The 22,878-nt window shown below is 67.6% G+C and carries 22 protein-coding genes; 16 read left to right on the plus strand and 6 right to left on the minus strand.

Annotation, left to right across the window (positions count from 1 at the left end):
- The first annotated feature begins 129 nt into the window (after nucleotides 1-129).
- The 7 genes from WS87_RS29445 (at nucleotide 130) to argE (ending at nucleotide 6,427) form a co-directional block, all read left to right on the plus strand.
- On the plus strand, nucleotides 130-1,668 hold the full coding sequence (locus tag WS87_RS29445; RefSeq protein WP_236873297.1) for a tetratricopeptide repeat protein: 1,539 nt from the start codon (nucleotides 130-132) through the stop codon (nucleotides 1,666-1,668).
- An 11-nt stretch (nucleotides 1,669-1,679) separates the two neighbouring features.
- On the plus strand, nucleotides 1,680-1,976 hold the full coding sequence (locus tag WS87_RS29450; protein WP_059817096.1) for a hypothetical protein: 297 nt from the start codon (nucleotides 1,680-1,682) through the stop codon (nucleotides 1,974-1,976).
- Nucleotides 1,973-2,476 carry a pentapeptide repeat-containing protein gene (locus WS87_RS29455; protein WP_059817094.1) on the plus strand — a complete coding sequence of 168 codons (504 nt, stop codon included), beginning with the start codon at nucleotides 1,973-1,975 and terminating at the stop codon, nucleotides 2,474-2,476. The genes WS87_RS29450 and WS87_RS29455 overlap by 4 nt, the downstream gene beginning before the upstream one ends.
- Before the next feature lie 200 nt (nucleotides 2,477-2,676).
- Nucleotides 2,677-4,023 (plus strand): flavin-containing monooxygenase, encoded by a 1,347-nt coding sequence (locus WS87_RS29460; protein WP_059817092.1) that lies wholly within the window; start codon nucleotides 2,677-2,679, stop codon nucleotides 4,021-4,023.
- A 124-nt stretch (nucleotides 4,024-4,147) separates the two neighbouring features.
- Entirely contained in the window at nucleotides 4,148-4,585 is a 438-nt protein-coding gene (locus WS87_RS29465) for a RidA family protein (RefSeq protein ID WP_012337533.1), read from the plus strand.
- Between the two features lie 8 nt (nucleotides 4,586-4,593).
- The gene (locus WS87_RS29470; protein WP_059817090.1) at nucleotides 4,594-5,271 is read left to right on the plus strand and encodes a DUF1028 domain-containing protein; all 678 of its coding nucleotides are present in this window, start codon (nucleotides 4,594-4,596) and stop codon (nucleotides 5,269-5,271) included.
- On the plus strand, nucleotides 5,264-6,427 hold the full coding sequence (gene argE / locus WS87_RS29475; RefSeq protein WP_059817087.1) for an acetylornithine deacetylase: 1,164 nt from the start codon (nucleotides 5,264-5,266) through the stop codon (nucleotides 6,425-6,427). The genes WS87_RS29470 and argE overlap by 8 nt, the downstream gene beginning before the upstream one ends.
- 68 nt (nucleotides 6,428-6,495) lie before the next feature.
- On the opposite strand, the gene WS87_RS29480 is transcribed toward argE, so the two are convergent.
- The gene (locus WS87_RS29480; RefSeq protein WP_059817085.1) at nucleotides 6,496-7,419 is read right to left on the minus strand and encodes a LysR family transcriptional regulator; all 924 of its coding nucleotides are present in this window, start codon (nucleotides 7,417-7,419) and stop codon (nucleotides 6,496-6,498) included.
- 324 nt (nucleotides 7,420-7,743) lie between these two features.
- Between WS87_RS29480 and WS87_RS29490 the strand changes: the two genes are divergently transcribed.
- Nucleotides 7,744-9,165: a purine-cytosine permease family protein gene (locus WS87_RS29490; protein ID WP_059817083.1), complete on the plus strand. Its 1,422-nt coding sequence runs from the start codon at nucleotides 7,744-7,746 to the stop codon at nucleotides 9,163-9,165.
- Between the two features lie 145 nt (nucleotides 9,166-9,310).
- Here the strand turns inward: WS87_RS29490 and WS87_RS29495 are convergent, their stop codons facing one another.
- From WS87_RS29495 to WS87_RS29510, 4 genes are all read right to left on the minus strand, one after another.
- Nucleotides 9,311-11,590 (minus strand): FdhF/YdeP family oxidoreductase, encoded by a 2,280-nt coding sequence (locus WS87_RS29495; RefSeq protein WP_059817081.1) that lies wholly within the window; start codon nucleotides 11,588-11,590, stop codon nucleotides 9,311-9,313.
- A gap of 492 nt (nucleotides 11,591-12,082) precedes the next feature.
- On the minus strand, nucleotides 12,083-12,352 hold the full coding sequence (locus tag WS87_RS29500; RefSeq protein WP_059817079.1) for a hypothetical protein: 270 nt from the start codon (nucleotides 12,350-12,352) through the stop codon (nucleotides 12,083-12,085).
- A gap of 100 nt (nucleotides 12,353-12,452) precedes the next feature.
- Nucleotides 12,453-13,268 carry a family 1 encapsulin nanocompartment shell protein gene (locus tag WS87_RS29505; RefSeq protein WP_059537130.1) on the minus strand — a complete coding sequence of 272 codons (816 nt, stop codon included), beginning with the start codon at nucleotides 13,266-13,268 and terminating at the stop codon, nucleotides 12,453-12,455.
- Nucleotides 13,261-14,334 (minus strand): Dyp-type peroxidase, encoded by a 1,074-nt coding sequence (locus WS87_RS29510; RefSeq protein WP_059817077.1) that lies wholly within the window; start codon nucleotides 14,332-14,334, stop codon nucleotides 13,261-13,263. The genes WS87_RS29505 and WS87_RS29510 overlap by 8 nt, the downstream gene beginning before the upstream one ends.
- A 412-nt stretch (nucleotides 14,335-14,746) precedes the next feature.
- Between WS87_RS29510 and WS87_RS34100 the strand changes: the two genes are divergently transcribed.
- The 5 genes from WS87_RS34100 to WS87_RS29540 all read left to right on the plus strand — a co-directional run bounded on the left by WS87_RS34100 (nucleotide 14,747) and on the right by WS87_RS29540 (nucleotide 19,224).
- Nucleotides 14,747-15,052 (plus strand): helix-turn-helix domain-containing protein, encoded by a 306-nt coding sequence (locus WS87_RS34100; protein ID WP_059817075.1) that lies wholly within the window; start codon nucleotides 14,747-14,749, stop codon nucleotides 15,050-15,052.
- Complete coding sequence (locus WS87_RS29520) at nucleotides 15,049-15,501, plus strand: phosphate-starvation-inducible protein PsiE (protein WP_059817071.1); 453 nt, start codon at nucleotides 15,049-15,051, stop codon at nucleotides 15,499-15,501. The genes WS87_RS34100 and WS87_RS29520 overlap by 4 nt, the downstream gene beginning before the upstream one ends.
- Nucleotides 15,502-15,860: 359 nt before the next feature.
- Nucleotides 15,861-17,396 carry an FAD-dependent oxidoreductase gene (locus WS87_RS29525; protein ID WP_059817068.1) on the plus strand — a complete coding sequence of 512 codons (1,536 nt, stop codon included), beginning with the start codon at nucleotides 15,861-15,863 and terminating at the stop codon, nucleotides 17,394-17,396.
- A gap of 260 nt (nucleotides 17,397-17,656) precedes the next feature.
- A complete protein-coding gene (locus WS87_RS29535; protein ID WP_059817063.1) occupies nucleotides 17,657-18,862 on the plus strand; it encodes a zinc-dependent alcohol dehydrogenase in 1,206 nt (401 codons plus the stop codon).
- A 29-nt stretch (nucleotides 18,863-18,891) separates the two neighbouring features.
- On the plus strand, nucleotides 18,892-19,224 hold the full coding sequence (locus WS87_RS29540) for a four-helix bundle copper-binding protein (RefSeq protein WP_059700790.1): 333 nt from the start codon (nucleotides 18,892-18,894) through the stop codon (nucleotides 19,222-19,224).
- Between the two features lie 4 nt (nucleotides 19,225-19,228).
- On the opposite strand, the gene WS87_RS29545 is transcribed toward WS87_RS29540, so the two are convergent.
- Nucleotides 19,229-20,818 carry a PAS domain-containing hybrid sensor histidine kinase/response regulator gene (locus WS87_RS29545; protein WP_059817369.1) on the minus strand — a complete coding sequence of 530 codons (1,590 nt, stop codon included), beginning with the start codon at nucleotides 20,816-20,818 and terminating at the stop codon, nucleotides 19,229-19,231.
- A 305-nt stretch (nucleotides 20,819-21,123) separates the two neighbouring features.
- Between WS87_RS29545 and WS87_RS29550 the strand changes: the two genes are divergently transcribed.
- From WS87_RS29550 to WS87_RS33910, 3 genes are all read left to right on the plus strand, one after another.
- Nucleotides 21,124-21,489: a hypothetical protein gene (locus tag WS87_RS29550; protein WP_059692850.1), complete on the plus strand. Its 366-nt coding sequence runs from the start codon at nucleotides 21,124-21,126 to the stop codon at nucleotides 21,487-21,489.
- Nucleotides 21,490-21,771: 282 nt separating this feature from the next.
- On the plus strand, nucleotides 21,772-22,617 hold the full coding sequence (locus WS87_RS29555; RefSeq protein WP_059817060.1) for a BON domain-containing protein: 846 nt from the start codon (nucleotides 21,772-21,774) through the stop codon (nucleotides 22,615-22,617).
- 57 nt (nucleotides 22,618-22,674) lie between these two features.
- Nucleotides 22,675-22,875, plus strand: coding sequence for a hypothetical protein (locus WS87_RS33910; protein WP_059817058.1), 201 nt, complete (start codon nucleotides 22,675-22,677; stop codon nucleotides 22,873-22,875).
- Nucleotides 22,876-22,878 lie beyond the last annotated feature (3 nt).

A 22,878-nucleotide genomic window follows, 5' to 3' on the forward strand; every position in this document is an offset into this window, starting at 1 on the left:
CGCATTCAGATCATGCGAGTTCCGATGACTTCGACAATATCCAAATGTATGCGCCTGGCAGGCGTGTTTTCTCTCTTTCTGTTCTTTGCTTGTACAGCTTGCTCAATGAACGACTCCCTTCCGCGAAACATGTCCCTCGACGCTTTCAATCCGCATCGCGAGACGTTTGTTTGCGTGCATGAAGCATCGGTGGTTCCGGCAGTTGATCCAGAGGCGGATCGCTGGAATCAGCAGGCGCTGTCCATGACAAGCGCGTCGTTGTGGCCAAATCAGCGTGATTACGCTGGCGCTGTCGCGTTGTGGAGCAAGGCCGCCGAACGCAAGCACTGGAAGGCAATGGTGAATCTCGCGAATGCCTACGCCCAGGGGTTGGGTGTGGATCGCAATACCGAGCGCGCCGTGCAAATCACGGAGCAAGCCATGAAGTTGGGCATCCCGGCTGCGTACGATCTGATGGGTACGTATTACATGAACGGGACCGGGGTAAAGCAGGACGCCAGTCGTGCATACGCATTCTGGCAACTTGCGGCGGACAAGGGAAGTCCGAGCGCCATGGCTTATTTGGGCAGCAAGCTCGATGCGGCCTATGATGATCCGAAAGCCGGTTTTTGGGGCAATCGCAAGGTTGCACTCAAAATGCTCGAGTGCGGATTTGCCCAAGGTAACGGCGATGCCGCATATGCACTCGGAACGACACTTGTTGGTTCCGACAAGTCGCTTGGCGAAGACAACGAGCGGGCTCTCAAAATCCTGCATGAAGGCGTGAAGTACGGGAGCGCCAAGAGTGCAGGTTATTTGTTCGGTGCGTTCGATGACGGCGATCCTGTAGCAGGCAATGCGAAGGATCGGGCGCGTGCCGAGCGTTACAGCGTGCTCGCCGACCGCCTCGAACGTGATCCGGACCTTCGCCTCCCCAATCTGGACAAGGTGTTGCCATTGCCGCCGTCCAAATTGCCCAAGTGGGACGGCAACAAGGAGACGCTGATCAATGCGGCGAAGGCCGTGATGTCGGCATCGACGACGCCGTCCAAATCCGCCGCTCATCCGGTCTCGCTACGTACTGGTCGCGCACATGTGCCCGATGGTTATACGTTGCCGGAGAAGCCGCCTGTCACCGTTTCTCCGCAGGCGGAAACAACCGCGGCGCCGGTGGGCGGCTATTGGCTCGCGCAACTCAAGTATCCGACTGCCGAACGTCATTTCGCCTGGAATCTGGCGCAGGTGCCGATGCACTACAGCAAGGACGAGCTATTCGATCGCAGTCGCCCCGGCCTTGTTCCGGAAGATGGGCGCATCTTCTTCCATTACGTCGGCGACGCGATTCCGGCGGCAGTACAACAATCGGTATCGGAACCCCGCGTCACGCAGGGTATCGCGCGCGCCGCTGAATTTCCCGATCCGGCGATCTGGTGTCGGGGCACACGCACGTGCCCGGCGACGGGCGTCTGGCAGGCCAGTGTGCCCGAGGACCATCCTCGGGCACCGACGTTCAACCAGTGGTATCGCCAGGCCTATGTCGCGCAGGGCGATACGTTCCCCGACCCGCGGGACGCGCATCTGGATGTATCGCCGGCGGACGTGACCTGGACATGGTGGAACGAAGCCAATCGCCTCGGATTCGCGAAACTGCCGGAAGTCAGTGTAGGCAACGCGTCCGGTGACGCCTGACGGAGCGAAGTATGCGCAAGTCGACAATGGCCGCGATCGTCGTGGTCGGCGGCCTGATACTGATTGCCTGGGGTGTCATCGCATCCGTGGGCGCGGTGTCCCAGATCAGTGGAGGCAGCTACGGTTCGCATGATGTCAGCGATTTTGCGATCGAGAATTTCCTGTTCCTGGGCCTGATGATTGCATTGGGCGGCCTGGTCGCCTGGCTCGCCAGCCGCGACTCGGGGGCGCCCGATGACGACGAACAGATGGCCGGCAACGGCGAAGGTGAATCGTCTGCTTCCACGCATCGAGACTCACACTCATGAGCAGTTCTGAAATCATCTATAAGCACGACCTGTGGCGCAAGGGTGCGGGTGGTATGCCGGCTGGGCTGGCTGGTCAGACCGACAGTTCAGCCTATGCCGGGCTGGATCTGGGACTTGCGCAATTCGCCGGCAGCAGCTTCAGCGGCAGCAGTTTCAGCGGCACGTCATTCCGGCAGGCCGGCTGGACAGGTTGCCGGTTCTCCGCCTGTACGTTTGCCGGTTGCGACTTTTCGGGGATCGCAATTTCCGGATGCACGTTCGTCGATTGCACCTTCGACGAAGCCGCCTTTCAGGGCAGCACGTTCAATAGCGTGAAATTTCTCGGGTGCAAGTGGAACGGCGTTCGGTTCGACGGCAACACATGGCATTCGGTGCAAGTGCTGGACTGCACGGGAAGCACGGTCGAAGCGCATGGACTCAAGGGGCTGGACGTGGATTTCACAGGCAGCTATTTCGAGCATCTGGCATTCGAGGACACGGAAATCAACGGCGGGCATTGAGTCGAGCGCGTGACCTTACGGCCTCCCGCCAGAACGCGCGACGCGAACATCGGACAGGCGTCGCCCCCTCCCAGTTTTTTTCTCGTCAACAACCACAAAAAACATCATTTCGCCCACGCGGGCCTGTCAGCAGAATGTCTCCATTCCCACTCGCGCAACGACACGAGCGTCGCAGCGAGCCGCACTTCAAGGAGACAGCCGTGGCAGTGGAAACAACCTCAATCGATACGCTGGTCGTCGGGGCCGGCCAGGCCGGCGTGGCCATGAGCGAGCACCTGGGCAAGCTCGGCGTGCCGCATCTCGTGCTGGAGCGCGACCGCATCGCCGAGCGCTGGCGCACCGGGCGCTGGGATTCGCTGGTCGCGAACGGCCCCGCGTGGCACGACCGTTTTCCGGGGCTCGAATTCGACGGCCTCGATCCCGATGCGTTCGCATCGAAGGACCAGGTCGCCGATTATTTCGAAGCCTATGCGCGCAAGTTCAATGCGCCGATCCGCACCGGCGTCGAAGTGAAGAACGTCGTGCGCAACACGGGCAAGCCGGGTTTCATCGTCGACACCTCGGACGGCACGATCGAGGCGAACCGCGTGGTCGTCGCGACGGGCCCGTTCCAGCGCCCGGTCATCCCGCCGATCGCGCCGGACGATGCCGGCCTCATGCAAATCCACTCGGCCGATTATCGCAACCCGGCGCAATTGCCCGATGGCGCGGTGCTGGTGGTCGGCGCGGGTTCGTCGGGCGTGCAGATCGCCGACGAGCTGCAGCGCGCGGGCCGGCAGGTCTATCTGTCGGTCGGCCCGCATGACCGCCCGCCGCGCGCGTATCGCGGCCGTGACTTCTGCTGGTGGCTCGGCGTGCTCGGCGAATGGGACAAGGAAGTCGCGACGCCCGGACGCGAACACGTGACGATCGCGGTGAGCGGCGCGCGCGGAGGCCACACGGTCGATTTCCGCGCCCTCGCGCACCAGGGCGTGACGCTCGTGGGGCTGACGAAGGCATTCGACGGCGGCGTCGCGGTGTTCGAGCGCGATCTCGCGACCAATCTCGCCCGCGGCGACGAGAACTACCTGGCGCTGCTCGATGCGGCCGACGCGTATGCGGCGCGCAACGGCCTCGACCTGCCCGAAGAACCTGAAGCCCGCCGCATCTTGCCGAATCCGGATTGCGTCACACAGCCGATCCTCGCGCTCGACCTGGCCGGCGCCGGCGTCACGTCGATCGTCTGGGCGACGGGCTACGCGGTCGACTACGGCTGGCTGAACGTCGACGCGTTCGCCGCGAACGGCAAGCCGCAGCATCAGCGCGGCGTGTCGAAGGAGCCGGGCATCTATTTTCTTGGTCTGCCGTGGCTGTCGCGGCGCGGCTCCAGCTTCATCTGGGGCGTGTGGCACGACGCGAAACACATCGCCGACCACATCGTCACGCAGCGCAAGTACCTCGACTATCACGACGCGTCGCAACGCCGCGCGCAAACGCGCACCGGGCACGACGACACGTCGCACGCGGGGCAGGCCGATGCGCGCCCGCTGGTCGACGCGATCGGCTGATACGCGCTCGCGCCACGTGCCGCGCCCGGCAAGGCGCCCGGACACGGCGACCCCGCTACAACCGGAACCCGCCGCGACCGCTCCCGGCGCGGCGGGCGAACCCACCGTCAATCGAAGGACCTCGATGAGCCAGCCTACCCACACCCGTATCCGCATGTTCAATACGAAGGATACCTACCCGAACCAAACGCTCGACAACGACCTGTGCCAGGCCGTGCGCGCCGGCAACACCGTCTACGTGCGCGGCCAGGTCGGCACCGATTTCGACGGCAACCTGATCGGCCTCGGCGATCCGCGCGCGCAGGCCGAGCAGGCGATGAAGAACGTGAAGCAGTTGCTCGAGGAAGCCGGCAGCGACATCACGCACATCGTGAAGACGACGACCTACCTGATCGACCCGCGCTATCGCGAGCCCGTGTACCAGGAAGTCGGCAAGTGGCTGAAAGGCGTCTACCCGATTTCGACGGGGCTCGTCGTCTCGGCGCTCGGCCAGCCGCAGTGGCTGATGGAGATCGACGTGATCGCGGTGATCCCGGACAACTGGCAACCGAACCGCGCATAGGAGGCGACATGACATTCTCCATCGTCGGGCGCTGCCCGGAAACGGGGCAGCTCGGGATCGCGATCAGTTCGTCGAGCATCGCGGTGGGCGCGCGCTGCCCATGGGTGCGCGCCGGCGTCGGCGCGGTCGCCACGCAGAACGTTACGCTGCCGGCGCTCGGCCCGCAGATCCTCGACCTGATCGAGCACCGGCAGCTCGCACCGGCGGCCGCGCTCGACCGCGCGCTCAGCGCGAACGGCTGGAGCCAGTACCGGCAGGTCACGGTGATCGACGGGCAGGGGCAGACCGCGTGCTTCACCGGGAAGGAGGCGCTCGGCACGCACCATGCGGTTGAGGGCGAGCAATGCGTGGCGGCGGGCAACCTGCTGGCCGCGCCGGGCGTGATCGACGCGATGGCGCGTGCGTTCGAGCAGTCGCCCGGGCTGCTGGCCGACCGCCTGCTGGCCGCGATGCACGCGGCGATCGCGGCGGGCGGCGAGGCCGGACCGGTGCATTCGGCGGCACTGAAGGTGGTCGGCGACGTGACCTGGCCGATCGTCGACCTGCGCGTCGACTGGGCCGATGCCGATCCGATCGGGCAACTGGATGCGCTGTGGCGCGCGTATCGCCCGCAGATGCAGGATTACCAGACACGCGCGCTGAACCCGACTGCCGCGCCGAGCTACGGAGTGCCGGGTGATGAGTGACACGTCGAGCCGCGCATTGCTCGAACGGTTGATCGGCTTCGCGACGGTCAGCCGCGATTCGAATCTCGCGATGATCGAATTCATCCGCCATTACCTCGACGGCCTCGGCGTCCCGAGCGAGCTGTTCTACAACGCGGAACGCACGAAGGCGAGCCTGTACGCGACGATCGGGCCGCGCGATCGCGGCGGCATCGCGCTGTCGGGCCATACCGACGTGGTGCCGGTCGACGGCCAGGCGTGGACGGTCGAGCCGTTCCGGCTGACCGAGCGCGACGGCCGGCTGTACGGGCGCGGCACGGCCGACATGAAGGGCTTCATCGCGTCGGTGCTCGCGGCCGTGCCGGCGTTCGTCGCGCGGCCGCTGCGCCTGCCGGTGCATCTCGCGTTTTCGTATGACGAGGAAGTCGGCTGTCTCGGCGTGCGGCCGATGCTCGATGCGCTGGCCGCGCGCGAGCACCGGCCGCGCCTGTGCCTGATCGGCGAGCCGACCGAACTGAAGCCGGTGCTCGGTCACAAGGGCAAGCTCGCGATGCGCTGCCACGTGAAGGGCGCCGCGTGTCACTCGGCATACGCGCCGCTCGGCGTCAACGCGATCGATTACGCGGCGAAGCTGATCGGCCGGCTCGGCGAGATCGGCGCGGCGCTCGCGCGGCCCGAGCATCAAGACAGCCGCTTCGATCCGCCGTTCTCGACCGTGCAGGCCGGGTTGATCAAGGGCGGCCGCGCGCTGAACATCGTGCCGGCCGAATGCGAATTCGACTTCGAGGTGCGGGCGCTGCCGGCGTTCGACGCACATGACGTGCCGAGAAAGCTGCAGGATTATGCGGAATCCGAACTGTTGCCGAAGATGCGCGCGGTGCAACCCGATACCGATATCCGACTGCAACCGCTCGGTTCGTATCCGGGGCTCGCGACGTCGCCGGACAGCGAAGCCGCGCGGCTGCTCGCGATGCTGAGCGGCTCCGACACGTTCGGCACGGTCGCGTTCGGCACAGAGGGCGGGCTGTTCGGGCAGGCCGGCATTCCGACCGTGGTGTGCGGGCCGGGCAGCATGGACCAGGGACACAAGCCCGACGAATTCGTCGCGGTCGAGCAGCTGCACGGATGCGACGCGATGCTGGGCCGTCTCGCGGCGTATCTCGCTTCGGATGACTGATCAGGCCGCGGAGCCGCATGCCGCATCTCGCACGCTGCCGCTCCGCGGCGCGTGCGGTTTCTTTGTTGCTATCGCGCCGATTCCGCGACGATCTGCGCCAGCCGCTCGCGGCAGAACTCGACGAACGACTGCGCCTGCTTCGTCAGCTGACCGCGCTTCAACCGCGCGCTCACGAGCCCCGACGGACTCACCGTTTCGCTGAGGGCGATCGTCACGACGCGCCGGCCGTCGTACGTGTATTCGGAGTGCGGCCGCGTGACGAGCAGCGAGAAGCCGAATCCCTGGCCGACCATGCCGCGCACCATTTCGATCGACGGCGAAGCGAACACGATGTTCGGCGTGAGCCCGAGCTCGCGAAACAGGCTGACGAAGTATGTGCGGCTCGGCAGCACGTCGAGGAGAATCATCGGCTCGATGCTGAGGTCGTGCAGCGATACGTGCGACTGGCCCGCGAACCGGTGGTTTTCCGGCAGCAGCACGTATGGCTGCTGAGGCGGCATCAGCGGCTCGGTTTCGATCGTGCCGTCGAGATCGTGGTCGTAAAGGAACGCGAGATCGAAGGTGCCGGCCGTCAGGCCCTGCACGAGCTCCTGCTGGTCGCCGTCGCGCAGCCGGATGTTGACGCCCGGATAGCGCTCCCGAAAACCCGCGATCAGTTGCGGCAGATAGAGCGGCGCGACGGTCTCGAAGCAGCCGATGTCGATCTGCCCGGTGATCACGTCGTTGTCGGCGAGCGCGTTCTGTTCGAATTCGTGCGCGATGCGCAGCAGTTCCTGCGCCTTCCGGTAGAAACGCGTGCCGGATGGCGTCAGCGACACGCCCTGCGCGTGATGGCGGATAAACAGCTTCACGCCGAAGCTTTCCTCGAGCCCCTTGATCGCGCTGGAGATCGACGGCTGCGCGATGAAGAGCTGGCGCGACGCCTCGGCGACGCTGCCGGATTCCACCGTCGTCACGAAATATTTCAGTTGCCGCAAAGTGTAGTGAGCCACAGGCACCTCTGATGCTCGGCACCGCGCACATGCGTCGCCGGAGCGCGTAATCGGTCCATCGTTTCGGGTAGCACCTTACCTGAAGAAAATCGGCGCCGACGTTTCCGCTGCAGAGCTTTTTCGTATGTCTCGGAAATATTTTTAGTAATTTCCGGGCGCCGCATGCGTGGCGCACCATCGTCTCCAATCCGGATCGCGACAAAAGCGCGCATGCGCGCGGCGAACTGCCGCCAGCGTATCCGGACCCGATTGCAGGCGCACGCTTCGGCGCGCGCCGGCTGACACGGCACGCGCGCATCGCCGCGCAGGACAGGAGACTTCGCCATGACGACCGCGGACCGCAACGCGTCCCCCATGATAGAGAAACACACGATCGGCTACGTGCCGCCCGCAGAACGCCACGGCAAGGTGCGCGACCTGTTCACGCTCTGGTTCGGCGGCAACATCGCGCCGCTGCCGATCGTGACCGGCGCGCTCGGCGTGCAGCTCTTTCACCTGAACCTGATGTGGGCGATCGTCGCGATCGTCGTCGGCCAGGCGGTCGGCGGCGTGCTGATGGCGCTGCATTCGGCGCAGGGGCCGCAGATGGGCATCCCGCAGATGATCCAGAGCCGCGCGCAGTTCGGCTCGTGGGGCGCGCTGCTGGTCACGGTGATCGCGGCGGTGATGTACGTCGGCTTCTTCGCATCGAACATCGTGCTGGCCGGCAAGTCGGTGCACGGCATCGCGTCGTCGGTGCCGGTGCCCGTCGGCATCGTGATCGGCGCGGTGGGTTCCGGGCTGATCGGAATCGTCGGCTACCGGTTCATCCACATCCTGAACCGGATCGGCACGTGGGTGCTCGGCATCGGCATCGTGGTCGGCTTCTGGATGATCCTGTCGCACGTGAGCACCGCCGATTTCCTCACGCGCGGCGGCTTCGATTTTGCCGGGTGGCTGGCGACGGTGTCGCTGTCCGCGTTGTGGCAGATCGCGTTCGCGCCGTACGTGTCTGACTATTCGCGCTACCTGCCGGAGGACGCCGGCGTCGCGTCGACGTTCTGGGCGACCTATCTCGGCTGCACGATCGGCTCGACGCTCGCGTTCATCTTCGGCGCGGTCGCGGTGCTCGCGGTGCCGGCCGGCGCGGACACGATGGATGCGGTCAAGCAGGCGACCGGCCCGCTCGGCCCGCTGATGCTGGTGCTGTTCCTGCTGAGCGTGATCAGCCACAACGCGCTGAACCTGTATGGCGCGGTGCTCGCCGTCATCACGTCGGTGCAGACCTTCGCGTACAAGTGGATTCCGACCGCGAAGACGCGCGCAGTGGTGTCGGTGGTGATCTTCGTCGCATGCTGCTACGCGGCGATCGGCGCGTCGACGAACTTCGTCGGCAATCTCGTCGATCTCGTGCTCGCGCTGCTCGTCGTGCTGGTGCCGTGGACGGCGATCAACCTGATCGACTTCTACGTGATCCACAAGGGCAAGTACGACATTCAGTCGATCTTTATGGCGGACGGCGGCGTGTACGGCCGCTTCAATCCGCAGGCGCTGCTCGCATATGCGATCGGGATCGCCGTGCAGATTCCGTTCATGAACACGCCGATGTATGCGGGCCCGATTCCCGCGCATCTCGGCGGCGCAGACCTGTCGTGGCTCGTCGGGCTGGCGCTGACGTCGCCGCTGTACTACTGGCTCGCGACCCGCGACAGCGCGTACCGGCGCCGGCAGACGGGCGCGCAGCTGCCGTCGTCGGCGGCGCGGTAAGCGGATCGTCTCTCGACGTGACGAAAGGAAGCGGCCGCCGCATCGGATGCGACGCGGCGGCCGGGAGACGGGGAAGAGGGGCGACGAGCAGGTTCAGGCGCGCGGCATGTCGTACCGGACATCGCAACCTCGCCCGCTCCGCGAATCACACGCCCGCGGAACGCGCGACCCGCACCGGCACCGACTTGTACGACGGCGTGCCGCTTTCCTTGTCGATGTAGTCGAGCGGCACGAGCACGTTCGCTTCCGGGTAATACGCGCCGACCGACCCCGGCGCGATGTCGTACTCGATCGCGGTGATCTTCTCGAGGCGCAGCGTGCGGCCGGATGCGGTGATCGTCTCGACGTCGACGAGGTCGCCGTGTTCGAGCCCGTACTTCTCGAGATCGGCCGCGTTCATGAACAGCACGTCGCGCCGCCCGAACACGCCGCGATAGCGATCGTCGAGCCCGTAGATCGTCGTGTTGTACTGATCGTGGCTGCGCAGCGTGATCAGTCGCAGCACTTGCTCGGCGCCGAGCACGTCGGCGTCTTCCTTCACGCCCTTGTAGACCGAGAAAGTCGCCTTGCCGGTCGGCGTGGGCCACACGCGCTCGGTGGGCGGCAGCGGCAGGCGGAAGCCGCCCGGCGTGCGGATCCGTTCGTTGAACGCCTCGAAGCCGGGCACCGTGCGATCGATCAGGTCGCGGATGCGGTCGTAGTCGGCGATCAGGTCGAGCCATGCGACCTTGCTGTTCGGCAGCGTCGCATGCGCGATTCCGGCGACGATCGCGGGCTCCGAGCGCAACTGGTCGGACGCCGGCTTGAGCTTGCCGGCCGATGCATGGACCATCGACATCGAATCCTCGACGGTGATCGACTGCCGGCCGCTCGCCTGCATGTCGAGCTCGGTGCGGCCGAGCACAGGCAGGATGTAGGTTTCCTTTGCCACCAGCAGATGCGAGCGGTTCAGCTTCGTGCCGAGATGCACGCTCAGATCGAGCTTCGCCATCGCGGGGAACGACAGCTCGGGATCGGGCAGCGCGACCGCGAAGTTGCCGCCGAGGCACAGCAGCGCCTTGGCCTGGCCGTCGATCATGGCCTGCATCGCCTGCACCGCGTCGTGCCCGTGATGCGCGGGCGGCTTGAAGCCGCACACGTCCTCGATCTTCTGCAGGAATTCGGCCGACGGCTTCTCGGTGATGCCGACGGTGCGGTTGCCCTGCACGTTGGAGTGGCCGCGCAGCGGACATATGCCAGCACCGGGCTTGCCGAAGTTGCCGCGCATCAGCAGCAGGTCGGCGATCAGGCGCACGGTCGCGGTGCCCTTGTTGTGCTGCGTGACGCCCATCCCGTACGTGACGATCGTCGCGTTCGACTTCGCGTAGGCGAGCGCGACCTGTTCGAGCTGTGCCTGGCTCAGGCCGCTCGCGCGCTCGATGTCGTCCCACGACGTCGCCTGCAGGTCGGCGGAGAACGCGTCGAAGCCGTCGGTGTGCTGCGCGATGAAGTCGCGGTCGAGCACGTCGCCGCGCTCGGTCTCGAGCCGCAGCAGCGCCTTCATGATGCCTTTCAGCGCGGCGGCGTCGCCACCCGCGTCGACCTGATAGTACGTCGAAGCGATACGTGTCGAGCCGAACGACGCCATCTCGATCATGTCCTGCGGATCCGCGAAGCGTTCGAGCGCGCGCTCGCGCAGCGGGTTGAACACGATGATCGGCACGTTGCGGCGCGAGCACTCGTGCAGCGTGCCCATCATTCGCGGGTGGTTCGTGCCGGGGTTGTGGCCGATGGAGATGATCAGCTCGCAGTGGTCGAAATCCTCCAGCGACACCGTGCCCTTGCCGATCCCGATCGACTGCGGCAGGCCGACGCTAGTCGGCTCGTGGCACATGTTCGAGCAGTCGGGGAAATTGTTGGTGCCGAGCTCGCGCGCGAAGAGCTGATACAGGTACGCGGCTTCGTTCGACGCGCGGCCCGACGTATAGAACTCGACCTGCTCGGGCGGCAGCGCGCGCAGCACCTCGCCGATGCGCGCGAATGCGTCGTCCCATTCGACCGCGCGGAACGTGTCGGTCGCGCGATCGTAGACGAGCGGATGCGTGAGCCGGCCCTCATTCTCCAGCTCGTAGTCTGACAGTCGCAGCAGCGACGACACCGTGTTTGCCGCGAAGAACTCGGGCGTCACGCGCTTGGTCGTCGCTTCCCACGTGACGGCCTTCGCGCCGTTCTCGCAGAACTGGAACGTCGACTTGTGTTCCTTGTCGGGCCACGCGCAGCCGGGGCAGTCGAAACCGTCGGGCTGATTCGTCCGCATCAGCACGATCGGCGCCTCGATGGTTTCCATTTGCGTGCGCACGGCCTCGGCTGTCGCGCGAAGCGCGCCCCAACCGCCGGCGGGCCCATCGTACTTCCTGATGCCTGGCACTTCGCGTCGATTTGTCATGTGAATCTCCATGAGCCGGACCCGCTGCGGGGTGGCTCGGGTTGCGCCGCGTCGCGGCGTGGGGCGGTTCCGGCCCGCGGACGGAGCCGGTCATGCGGGCCCGTGCTTGCGGGCCCGTCGGGCTTCAGTGCGCGTCCATCCTCGCACCGGACGACGTCTTGCCGATTGCCTTCGCGACCGGTTGCGCGCATGCCGAGGCCGTGCCCTCGCGCAGCACGCACCGGTACGGCGACCGGTCGCGTTCGACGCCAGCAACGCCGGTGCTTCGCGGAGCCCGCGGCATTGCTTCGACTGCGTTCAAAATAGCGAATCGGGCCGGGGCCTCCAAGACACAGTTCCGCATCGGCCCGGCCGCGAATTGCACCCTCACATGCATGTGCTCGGGAGACGCAAGGAGTACAGACGAGCGCGCATGCGGGTGCGGCGTGCGGGATACGAAAAGGTGGCGGCGCGTGATGCGCGCGCGTGGGCGCGCATCACGGCGAAGCGGGGTCAGTCGGAGAGCGTCATCGCAAGTCGCTGTCGTGCGATCTGCTTCACGGCGGATGACAGGGTTGCATCCTGCAGATCATTGGCCCAGACGGAGAATGAATCCTCGATCAGGTTGCGGGTGTCGGGCGGCAGCTCGGCCAGCATTAGCGCTACCACGGTGAATAGCACGGCGGTGTCGCCGGCGTGGCGGCTCGCGTTCGCGTCGACGGCCTGCTTCAGGCTGTCGACCGACGCCTGCAGCGCCTGTAATGCGTCATTCGATTCGCTCATTTCACGCCTCCATTCAGGATGGTTCGGCGACGACGAACGTGCGGCCGGCAACGCGGCCGGTGCACGCGATGCCCGGCAGGCATCGCGCGCGGGCGGGACGTCAGGTCGCCGCGGTGGCCTGCGGCGCCACGGCCACCGATGCCTCGCTCGTCAGCATCAGGAACGTGAACGTTTCGCGCAGGTACAGGCGAACGACCTTGTCGGTGTGACTCGTGTAGCCGATCGACACGTCTTCGCCGAGGTGAAGTTCATAGTCGCCGCCGCGGGTGGACAGCACGCAGCCGCCGCTGATCGCCGGCGCCCAGATGATCTCGCCGCTGACGATGCGCTTGATGTGGCCGAGGACCGGGTAGCCCTGGTCGCGCGCTTCGCTCAGCGCCGTGTAGGCATCCGAACCGAGCACGACCGAGTACGGGCCGTCGACGCCGGCGAGCCGCAGTGCTTCCAGCGCGTCGCTGATCGCGTCCGGGTACGCGCCGACGTCGGCCGGCAGTGTGAGCTTGCGGTTCGACGTGCCTTCGCGGATGCCGACGATGTCCGCGGCCAGGTAGCCATCGAAGATCGCGCCGTCTTCCGCGAATGCGAGCCGTTGCGCGGCGTCCTTCGCCGGCTGCCAGTCGGCGTCGCGCGCGCCGCGCTCGACGCTGTCGATCGCATCGCGACTCAATTCGAACGGCACCGTGAGCTCGACGATCGTACGCGCTTCGCGCAACCGTGCGCTCACCTGCTCGCGCGGCGCGGCGACCTCGCGCAGATGCCCGGTGCCGACGGCCGACAGCGCGGGGCCGGCCGGGCCCTCGACGTCGACCACGCGGCGCCCGGCCACCGAGCGCTTGAAGGTGCGCGCCACTTCCTCCTCGATCTGTTCCCAGGCGGCGGAGGAAACGGGCGCGAGTTCGCGGTGCAGGTTATTCATGGGCTTTGGCTCCTTTCAGCGATCCGATGTTCAGCGAGCCGTCACGGCGCGACTCGGGCGAGGTGGGTGCCGGCTGCGAGGCGATCGCGTCGGCGGCCGGTGCAGCGCGATCGGCGAGCGCTTCGAGCAGGTCGGCCGACGGCACGAAGAACAGCGAGCCGGCGACCGCGCGGCTGTAGTCGAGCAGCCGGTCGTAGTTGCCGGGCGGGCGGCCGACGAACATGTTCTCGAGCATCTGCTCGATCGGCGCCGGCGAGCGCGCGTAGCCGATGAAATAGGTGCCGAATTCGCCATAGCCGGGGCGCCCGAACGGCATGTTGTCGCGCAGGATCTTCACTTCCTTGCCGTCTTCGTCGAGCGTGGTCAGCGAGCTGTGCGAGCACGACGGTTTCACGTCCGGCGCGAGCTCGATGTCGGACAGCTTGGTGCGCCCGATGATGCGCTCCTGCGTCTCGACCGCGAGCGCGTTCCAGCCGGCCATGTCGTGCAGGTACTTCTGCACGATCACGTAGCTGCCGCCCGCGAATGCCGAATCCTCGTCGCCGATCACCGTGAAGTCGACCGCCTCGCGGCCTTCCGGGTTCTCGGTGCCGTCGACGAAACCGATCATCGCGCGCTGGTCGAAGTTGCGGAAGCCGTGCACCTCGTCGACGACCGTGACCGCGTCGCCGAGCGCGCCGAGCAGTTGGGTGGCGAGTTCGAAGCACAGATCCATCGCCTCGGCGCGGATGTGCAGCAGGATGTCGCCCGGCGTCGCGACCGCGACACGCTGGCCGGCGCCGAATTCACGGAACGGATGCAGCGACGCGGGGCGCGGATCGCCGAACAGCGCATCCCATGCGTCGGCGCCGAAGCCGCACACGCAGGACAGGTTGCCGCCCGGCACGCGCTTGCCGACCGAGCGCACGAGCGCGGCGATGTCGCCGCACCACGCGCGGATCGTGTCGGCGCGGTCGGCGCCCGGGTTGACGGTTGCGACGAGGAAGATCGCGCTGCGCGTGATCGGACTGTGAACGGCCTGGGAGAGCGGGGGAAGGGTTTGCATCGCGGCCTGCCGGTCAGTCATGTCGGGACGGACGGGCCGCGAATGCCGCGGCGCGCGAAGACGAACGGTTGGACTGTGTCATGCGACTGTTCTCTTTGTGACATGCGGATGAAGGACGTTCGTTGCGCATGCGTCGCGCAACGGGCCACGGCGGCGGCCTGCCGCCCGGGCGCAAGCGGTGGCAGGGGTGGCCGCGCATTCGCCCGGCGCGTGACCTCGCCGCACCGCGTGACGGCGTCGAGCATGCAATCTAGCAGCTTCGGCGGGTCTTTGGAACACGTATCGGCGAACTGTCATTCGAATGGATTGATCGGGGTCCGATTTCGCGCGGCGGGCGTGCAGCTGTACTCCTGAAGCGCGCGGCGCTGTGCTCTTGAGCGGGCGTGGCGCGCGCAGTAGATTGGATTCGCTCCGCCCGCCGACGAGAACCATCATGATGAACCTTCTGGAAGAGACGCGTATTTTCGATGCAGTGATCGAGCATGGCGGGGTGTCCGGCGCGGCGTCCAGCCTGATGCCGGGCAAGGCACAGGTGAACGCGCGGCTCGATCGCCTCGAACGGTATCCCGGCTGCCGGTTGTTGCCGGACCGCATGGGCGACGAGATGCCGGCGTCGCGTTCCATGAGTGCTGCCGCCCGGATAGATGCGTGCGCAACCGTTCATCCTCGCGAAACCATCCGCCGTGTCGATGGAGTATCGACCGCGGCATCCAAGCCATTGCACGGGCCGTCGTTTTGAATACGTCCACTGTTTCCGCCGATACGGCCGCCGAGCGCATCCGCCGCCGCTTCGGACACTTCCTCCATGCGGCCGAGCTGGCCGGGCTGATCGTGATCGGTCTCGCGACCGCGTTCGCGATGACGCAGGAAGCGTGGAAGGTCGTGCTCGCGGGCGAGGTGTCGCTGACCGACCTGCTGTTGATGTTTCTGTATCTCGAAGTGCTCGCGATGGACGTGCGCTACCTGCGGCTCGGCCGGCTGCCGGTGCGCTTTCCGCTGTTCATCGCGATGACGTCGCTTGCGCGCGACCTGATCCTGCGCGGCGCCACCGACAGCCCCGAGCGAATGCTGATGACCACGGTCGGAATCGTGCTGCTCGCGGTGGGCGTACTGATCCTCAGTTTCGGTCAGCATCGTTTTCCGGCGGAAGTCGACGATGTCGAGGAAGATGCGCACACGCGCCGGTAACACCGCCCGCGTGCGCGTGGCCGGCGCTGTCGGCGAAGAACGAAGGATTCCACATCGATAACAGTGTCATCGTCGAAATGGCGGCAACCCGCAAGCGCGCCGCGTCCGGCACGGATTGGCCGTTCAAGAGCGGCCCGCCAGGCTGCATGTCGCGCACGGCATGCGGATTGCTTCGCATGCCTGACACCCGCGCACGCGTATCCAGCGTGTTGCGCCGCAACGTCGATGACGTTCCGCGCCGGTTGCGGATCGCGTACGAGCCATGGTTCGCGTTTGCGTGCGCTGCGGGGTCGTCCGTCCCTGCTCTTTTCGGGAAGGACGCCGATAATGGGATCGTTACCTCAGCCGGGAGCCGCGCCATGTCCGGAAGCGACGCATCGTCTTCACGCCCCGATCTTGCGCAGGGCATTTCGCTCGATGACATCGCCGACGGCGCGATGATCGAGGGCCAGGTCGGCGACGACACGGTGCTGCTGGTGCGCCGCGCCGACGCCCTGTTTGCCGTGGGCGCGCAATGCCCTCACTACGGCGCACCGCTGGCCGACGGACTGCTGGTCGGCGACACGATTCGCTGCCCGTGGCATCACGCGGCGTTCTGCTTGCGCACCGGCGAACGGCTGCGTGCGCCGGCGCTCGACGGCCTGACGTGCTGGCGCGTCGAACGTCGAGACGGCCGCGCGGTCGTGCTCGGCGCGCAGCCTGCCGCGTCGCCGCCCGTGTCGAATGCGCCCGGATTGCCCGAATCGGTGGTGATCGTCGGCGGTGGGGCGGCCGCGATCTCGGCGGCTGTGACGCTGCGGCAGGAAGGCTACCCGCACGCGATCACGCTGCTGAGCGCGGACAGCGAGCCGCCGTACGATCGACCGAACCTGTCGAAGGACTATCTGGCCGGCACGGCCGAAGCCGACTGGCTGCCGCTGCGCGGCGCGTCGTTCTATACCGACCAGCGCATCGACGTGCGCTGTGGCACGCGCGTCGCGCGGATCGACCCCGCGCAACACGCGGTCGAGCTCGCGGACGGTAGCCGCGTCGGCTACGGCGCGCTGCTGCTCGCCACCGGTGCCGAGCCGAACCGCCTGACCGTACCGGGCGCCGATCTTCCGCACGTGTGCGTGCTGCGTTCGCGTGCCGATTGCGATGCGCTGATCGGCAAGCTGAAGAGCGCGCGGCGCTGCGTCGTGGTCGGCGCGAGCTTCATCGGCCTCGAAGCGGCCGCCGCGCTGCGCACGCGCGGGCTCGACGTAGACGTGGTCGCGCCCGATGCGCGGCCGATGGCGCGGGTGCTCGGCGACGCGCTCGGCGATACGATCCGCGCACTGCACGAGTCGCACGGCGTGGCGTTCCATCTCGGCGCGACGCCCGCGCAGATCGTGTCGGATCACGTCACGCTGTCGAACGGCGACGTGCTGCCGGCGGATGTCGTGCTGGTCGGCATCGGCGTGCATCCGAACGTCGCGCTTGCGCAGGACGCGGGGCTGGCCGTCGATCGCGGCGTGACGGTCGACCGTTTCCTGCAGACGAGCGTGCCGGACATCTACGCGGCCGGCGACATCGCGCGTTGGCCCGATCCGCTGACCGGCGAACGCATTCGCGTCGAGCACTGGGTCGTCGCGGAGCGGCAAGGGATCGCCGCGGCGCGCAACATGCTCGGCCGGCAGCAGCCGTTCGACGCCGTGCCGTTCTTCTGGAGCCAGCATTACGACCTGACGGTGCGCTATGTCGGACACGCGGACCAATGGGACCGCGTCGAGATCGACGGCGACCTGCGCGCGCACGACGGTTCGGTGACGTTCTGGCGCGGCAACGCACGGCTCGCGGTCGCGACGATCGGCCGCGATCTCGACTGCCTGCGCGCGGAAGCCGCGCTCGAGCAGCAGGGCGCGACGCACGCGTGAGCGGGCTGGCGACCGTGCGTTGAGGGATGCACGCTACGGTCAACGCGTTGCGTATGCAACGGTCGTTGCAGCGTCGCGACAAGCGCGGAGGCCGGCGTACCGCGACTCCCGTTGCGCCGTCGACGCGTTTGCGACGCTGTTCGCGACGACGAACCCGAACGCGAACCGCCCGGTGTTCCCCGTCGCCGACGGGCGCGCGCCTTGCTCGAACAGCACGACGGTATCCATACCGTTTCCGCTTTCGACAAGGAGGGCCTGACATGAAAGCAGTCGTATTTCACGGCATCGGCGATATTCGCATCGATACGGTACCCGACCCGGAAGTCGCCGACGTGACCGACGCGGTCGTGCGCCTCACGGCCAGCGCGATCTGCGGCACCGACCTGCACATGGTGCGCGGCACGCTCGGCGGGATGAAGCCGGGCACGATCCTCGGCCATGAGGGTGTCGGCATCGTCGAGACGGTCGGGCGCGACGTGCGCAACCTGAAGCGCGGCGATCGCGTGCTGATTCCGTCGACGATCGCGTGCGGCAGCTGCGTGTACTGCCGCGCGGGCTACACCGCGCAATGCGACGTCGCGAACCCGGGCGGGCCGCGCGCGGGCACCGCGTTCTACGGCGGCCCGGCCGACACGGGGCCGTTCGACGGGCTGCAGGCCGAATACGCGCGCACGCCGCTCGCGAACGCGAGCCTGATCCGGCTGCCCGACGCGATCGACGACGACCGTGCGATCCTGATGTCCGACATTTTCCCGACCGGCTACTTCGGCGCGCAGCTCGCGGAGATCAAGCCGGGCGACACGGTGGCCGTATTCGGCGCCGGGCCGGTCGGTCAGTTCGCGATCGCGAGCGCGAAGCTGATGGGCGCCGGTCGCGTGATCGCGATCGACCGCATCGCGTCGCGGCTCGAGATGGCATGCGCGCAAGGCGCCGAGACCATCGACTTCTCCGAGGAGGACCCCGTCGACACGGTGCTGCGGCTCACCGGCGGGATCGGTGTCGATCGTGCGATCGACGCGGTCGGCGTCGACGCGATGCGCGCGACGCACGGCCCGGCCACCGCCGATCGCGACGCGGCGCGCGCGTTCGATGCGGAAGTCGACGCCGTCGCGCCGCGCCGCAAGCCGGACGGCCGCTACTGGGTGCCCGGCGACGGGCCGTCGCAGGTGCTGCAATGGGCGGTGCGCGTGGTCGCGAAGGCCGGCACGGTCGCGGTGATCGGCGTGTATCCGCCGCAGGCGCGCGTGTTCCCGGTCGGCGAGGCGATGAACCGGAACCTGACGATCAAGATGGGCAACTGCAATCACCGGACCATCACGCCGCGGCTGATCGAGCTCGTGCGCAGCGGGGCGTTCGACCCGGCGTCCGTGCTGACACGCTCCGAGCCGCTGACGAACGCGATCGACGCGTATCGCGCGTTCGACGTGCGCGAGCCTGGCTGGATGAAGGTGAAGCTGACGCCATGACGATGCGAACCGGAAGGAGGAGGGCAGTGATGAACGAGATCGACGATCGCTACGACAACTGCATGGCCGCGTGCGACGCGTGCGCGCATGCGTGCGACGCATGTATCGCGGGATGCCTGGCGGAACCCGAAGCGCAGACCCTGACCGCCTGCATCGCGCTCGACATCGAGTGCGCGCAGCTATGCCGCCTTGCATCGGGCGCGATGGCGCGCGCCAGCGTGCTCGCGCCCCAGGTGTGTGCGCTTTGCGCGCTCGCATGCGATCTGTGTGCGGCCGAATGCCTGCAGCACGCGCACGACCATTGCCGCCGCTGCGCGCTGGCATGCGATACCTGCGCCGCGATGTGCCGCGCGATGGCCTGAACGGTCAGCGCGTGTCGTGAACCTGGCGGGCGACGCGCTGCAGCAGCGCGTCGAGCACCGCCATCTCGACGGGCTTGACGAGGTGATCGTCGAAGCCCGCGCTCGCGGTGCGTGCGAGGTCGGCCGGGCTCGCATGGCCGGACAACGCGACGCAGGTCGTGTCGGCCAGCACGTCGATCGCGCGCAGTTCGTGCAGCAGCGTGAAGCCGTCGACGTCGGGCATCGAGAGGTCGACGAGCATCAGGTGCGGAACGACCTCGCTCGCGAGCGCCAGCGCGTCGCTCGCGTTGTACGCGACGTGCGGCGCGTGGCCCTTGACCTGCAGCAGCACGGCGAGCGTGTCGGCGGAGTCGCGGTTGTCGTCAACGATGACGATGCGCAGCGGCGCACCGGCCGGCTGTTCGGTTGCGCGCGGTGCGGGCGCGTCGCCGGGCGCCGCGCGCGTCGCGTGCTCGATCGGCAGCCGCACCGTGAACGTCGCGCCATGGCCGGGGCCGCTGCTTTCGGCGGCGATCATCCCGCCGTGCAGCTCGACGAACGACCGGCAGATCGCGAGGCCGAGCCCGAAGCCGTCCGACGGGCGCCGGCCCGACGCGCCTTCCTGTTCGAACAGGTCGAAGATCGATTCGAGCGCGCCCGGCGCGATGCCGACACCGTGATCGGTTACGCGGATCGCGACGGTCGGCCCTTCGGCGCGCGCGCCGACGTCGATGCGCCCGCCCTGCGGCGAGAATTTCGACGCGTTGTCGAGCAGGTTGTGCAGCACCTGGACGAGCCGCGCCACATCGCCGCGCACCACCAGCGGATCGGCCGGCAGATCGACGCGAATGTGCTGCTCGCGCACGGCCAGCTTCGGCTGGATGCTTTCCACGCCGCGGCAGACGAGGTCGCGCACGGTCACCGGCGCGTCGTCGAGTTCGACCTTGCCGGCGGTGATGCGCCCGACGTCGAGCAGGTCGTCGACCAGCCGCGTCAACTGTCCGACCTGGCGGTGCACGGCGTCGCGGCATTGCGCGAGCGCGGGCGCCGGATCGGGCAGGCTCTGCAGCACGCCGACCGAATGGCGCAGCGGCGCGAGATGGTTGCGCAATTCGTGCGCGAGCATCGCGATGAACACGCTGAGCCGGTGCGTCGACACTTCGAGCTCGGCAAGCCGCTTGCGCTCGGTCATGTCGCGCGTGATCTTGATGAAGCCGGCCAGCTGGCCCGCATGGTCGTGCACGGCCGTGATCGTCACGCTGGCCCAGAACAGCGAACCGTCCTTGCGCACGCGCCAGCCTTCGTCCTCGAAGCGACCGTGCGCGACGGCTTCCCGGAGCGCGAATGCGGGCCGCCCGGCGGCGATCGCGTCGGGCGGATAGAAGCGCGAGAAATGGTGGCCGACGATGTCGGCCGTGCGATAGCCCTTGATGCGCTCGGCGCCTGCGTTCCACGTCGCGACGTTGCCATGCGTGTCGAGCATGAACACCGCGTAGTCGGTGATCGCACCGACGACGGTCTCGAAGCGAAACTCGGCGAAGCGGTGCAGCAAATCGCGCGCGTCGTTGGGTCCGAGCGGCGGGGGCGGATCGGAAATGGTGTCGTTTGTCTTCATCGTCACGGCAAGTCGGATGCGGGCGGAGGAACGCCGCCCCGCCGCAGTCGGCCCGGCCGGCTGCGGCCATTCAAATCGGATTGACACGCCCGAAAGCATAAGGGAGGTCAATTCACCTGATCAATGGGGGCGCATGGCGTGTGCCGCGCGGCGCGCGCGGCGCGAAATCGTGCCGGCGGAGGGCCGGGCGGCGGCGACGCGGCATGGCGATTGCATCGCCGTCCGGTCCGCACGCCGCGACGGGACGGGCGCGAGAGCCCCGCCGGGAGCGGTGCGACGCTTTGCGGCTACACGAGGGCATCGACATGAACAGCACACTGAATCCCGACAACGAACCGGCCGGCCCGGACGACGACAACGCACGGCGCGGGCGCGACGGCCGCGCGCTGGGGCCGAGCGACTCGTCCGACAGCGGCAGCGACACGGCGGGCGCGCGGCGCCATCCGTTCGACGTCGATTCGCCGCTCGACGAACACGCGCTGGAGCGCGGCGACGCGGCCCTCGACAGCGATACGGACCGCGCGGGCACCGGCGAGCGCGCGTCCGCGGATGGCGACGCGGGGCTCGAGGAAGGCGCCGACATCGAGCCGGATCGCACGGAACGGCTGAGCGAGCCCGGCGGCGTCGACGATCCCGACGCGCCGGAGGAACCCGGCACGGGCGACGTATAGGGTCGTTGCACGGCGACCGGCCGCGCAAAAACTGCAATCCCGTTGCAGATAGGGAGGCCCGGCAAGGGGCGTTCGGCGACGAGTGACCGGTCAACGTCGCTCGTCCGTGGACATCGGGCGCGAGATGCGGCGATCACGGCGTGGACCGGACTATTGACGTCGGCGCGCCGCCTCTGCGCGACGGCCGGCCACGCGGCACGTGACTTGCAACCGGTTGACCGACGCGCGCCGCGACGCGACATGGGGCCGCGCGCGGCACAGCCGCGAACAAGGAGAGACACGATGCAACGACGATATCCCGGACGGCAAGCCGAACGGAGCGGCCCGCCCGACTGGCAGGAGCGCAGCGCACGCGCGTACCGGGACACCGGCGAGCGCGATCTGCGCGGCGACGAATCCCGACGGCAGGATGCCGACTACGAATCCGCGTACCGGCGCTTCGCGAGCGAGGACGTCGGCCCGGAAGACTGGGGCAGCGAATGGAGCGAGCGCTCGGCACGCTCGTCGGCCGAACAGCGCGGTGCAAGCGGTGACTGGCGCGACGCACCGGACGGCGCGCGCGATCCGGCATGGGAAGCCGAACGCGGCTATGGCAACCGTGGCCGTCGCCCGGAAGACGGCGACGGTCGTCCCAGCCGCTACGGCGGCGACCAGCAGGGATTCCGTGGCCATCACCGGATGGCCTGGTATGGCGGCGAGCGCGATTACGATTCCCGCGATCCGTCGCGCTTCGGCAGCGATGCGCAACGCGACACCATGCGCCACCGTCGCGGCCCGAAAGGCTATACGCGCTCGGACGAGCGGATTCGCGAGGACGTTTGCGAGCGACTCGCGCATGCGCTCGACATCGACGTGAGCGACGTGTCCGTGCAGGTGCGTGACGGCCGCGTCGAACTTGACGGGACCGTGCCGTCACGCTGGATGAGGCACGACATCGAGGACATCGCCGACAGCTGCATGTGCGTGCGCGACGTCGAAAATCGTGTGCGCGTGCAACGCAACAACGGCGACCACGATACGGGCATGGTGCTGCATCCGTCCCAGCGCACGGTCACGCCGACGCAGCCCGCGGTGCGCGAGCCGGAACCGGGCAGCGGTGCCGACCGCGATCGCGACACGCGCCGTTAAAGCGCCGATGACCGCCGATACGAGGATGATTCAACCGCGGACACAGGCATCGCGCGCATGACGACCGGCACTGACGACCGGCCGCGTGACGATCGCGACGCGCGCGGCCTTTGCGTGCGCTTCACGGCGAACGTGCTGAACGAAGTGCGCGACATGACCTTCGTGCAGGTCATGCAGCACACGGCCGCATCGTTTACGGTGCGCACATTCGGCCATCTGCACAGGCTCGGGCGCGCGCTTTCATTCGCGGCACGATGACGA

It is taken from the genome of Burkholderia sp. MSMB0856 (assembly GCF_001524645.2).
Taxonomy (GTDB): Bacteria; Pseudomonadota; Gammaproteobacteria; order Burkholderiales; family Burkholderiaceae; genus Burkholderia; species Burkholderia diffusa.

Bases quoted from the DNA above. Each gene is read 5' to 3' on its own strand.
- WS87_RS29535 (WP_059817063.1), top strand. From the start codon at position 17,657: ATGAAAGCAGTCGTATTTCACGGCATCGGCGATATTCGCATCGATACG.
- WS87_RS29540 (WP_059700790.1), top strand. From the start codon at position 18,892: ATGAACGAGATCGACGATCGCTACGACAACTGCATGGCCGCGTGCGAC.
- WS87_RS29470 (WP_059817090.1), top strand. From the start codon at position 4,594: ATGACATTCTCCATCGTCGGGCGCTGCCCGGAAACGGGGCAGCTCGGG.
- WS87_RS29450 (WP_059817096.1), top strand. From the start codon at position 1,680: ATGCGCAAGTCGACAATGGCCGCGATCGTCGTGGTCGGCGGCCTGATA.
- WS87_RS29505 (WP_059537130.1), bottom strand. From the start codon at position 13,268: ATGAATAACCTGCACCGCGAACTCGCGCCCGTTTCCTCCGCCGCCTGG.
- WS87_RS29455 (WP_059817094.1), top strand. From the start codon at position 1,973: ATGAGCAGTTCTGAAATCATCTATAAGCACGACCTGTGGCGCAAGGGT.
- WS87_RS34100 (WP_059817075.1), top strand. From the start codon at position 14,747: ATGATGAACCTTCTGGAAGAGACGCGTATTTTCGATGCAGTGATCGAG.
- WS87_RS29550 (WP_059692850.1), top strand. From the start codon at position 21,124: ATGAACAGCACACTGAATCCCGACAACGAACCGGCCGGCCCGGACGAC.
- WS87_RS33910 (WP_059817058.1), top strand. From the start codon at position 22,675: ATGACGACCGGCACTGACGACCGGCCGCGTGACGATCGCGACGCGCGC.
- argE (WP_059817087.1), top strand. From the start codon at position 5,264: ATGAGTGACACGTCGAGCCGCGCATTGCTCGAACGGTTGATCGGCTTC.
- WS87_RS29490 (WP_059817083.1), top strand. From the start codon at position 7,744: ATGACGACCGCGGACCGCAACGCGTCCCCCATGATAGAGAAACACACG.
- WS87_RS29545 (WP_059817369.1), bottom strand. From the start codon at position 20,818: ATGAAGACAAACGACACCATTTCCGATCCGCCCCCGCCGCTCGGACCC.
- WS87_RS29525 (WP_059817068.1), top strand. From the start codon at position 15,861: ATGTCCGGAAGCGACGCATCGTCTTCACGCCCCGATCTTGCGCAGGGC.
- WS87_RS29555 (WP_059817060.1), top strand. From the start codon at position 21,772: ATGCAACGACGATATCCCGGACGGCAAGCCGAACGGAGCGGCCCGCCC.
- WS87_RS29500 (WP_059817079.1), bottom strand. From the start codon at position 12,352: ATGAGCGAATCGAATGACGCATTACAGGCGCTGCAGGCGTCGGTCGAC.
- WS87_RS29510 (WP_059817077.1), bottom strand. From the start codon at position 14,334: ATGACTGACCGGCAGGCCGCGATGCAAACCCTTCCCCCGCTCTCCCAG.
- WS87_RS29465 (WP_012337533.1), top strand. From the start codon at position 4,148: ATGAGCCAGCCTACCCACACCCGTATCCGCATGTTCAATACGAAGGAT.
- WS87_RS29495 (WP_059817081.1), bottom strand. From the start codon at position 11,590: ATGACAAATCGACGCGAAGTGCCAGGCATCAGGAAGTACGATGGGCCC.
- WS87_RS29445 (WP_236873297.1), top strand. From the start codon at position 130: ATGTCCCTCGACGCTTTCAATCCGCATCGCGAGACGTTTGTTTGCGTG.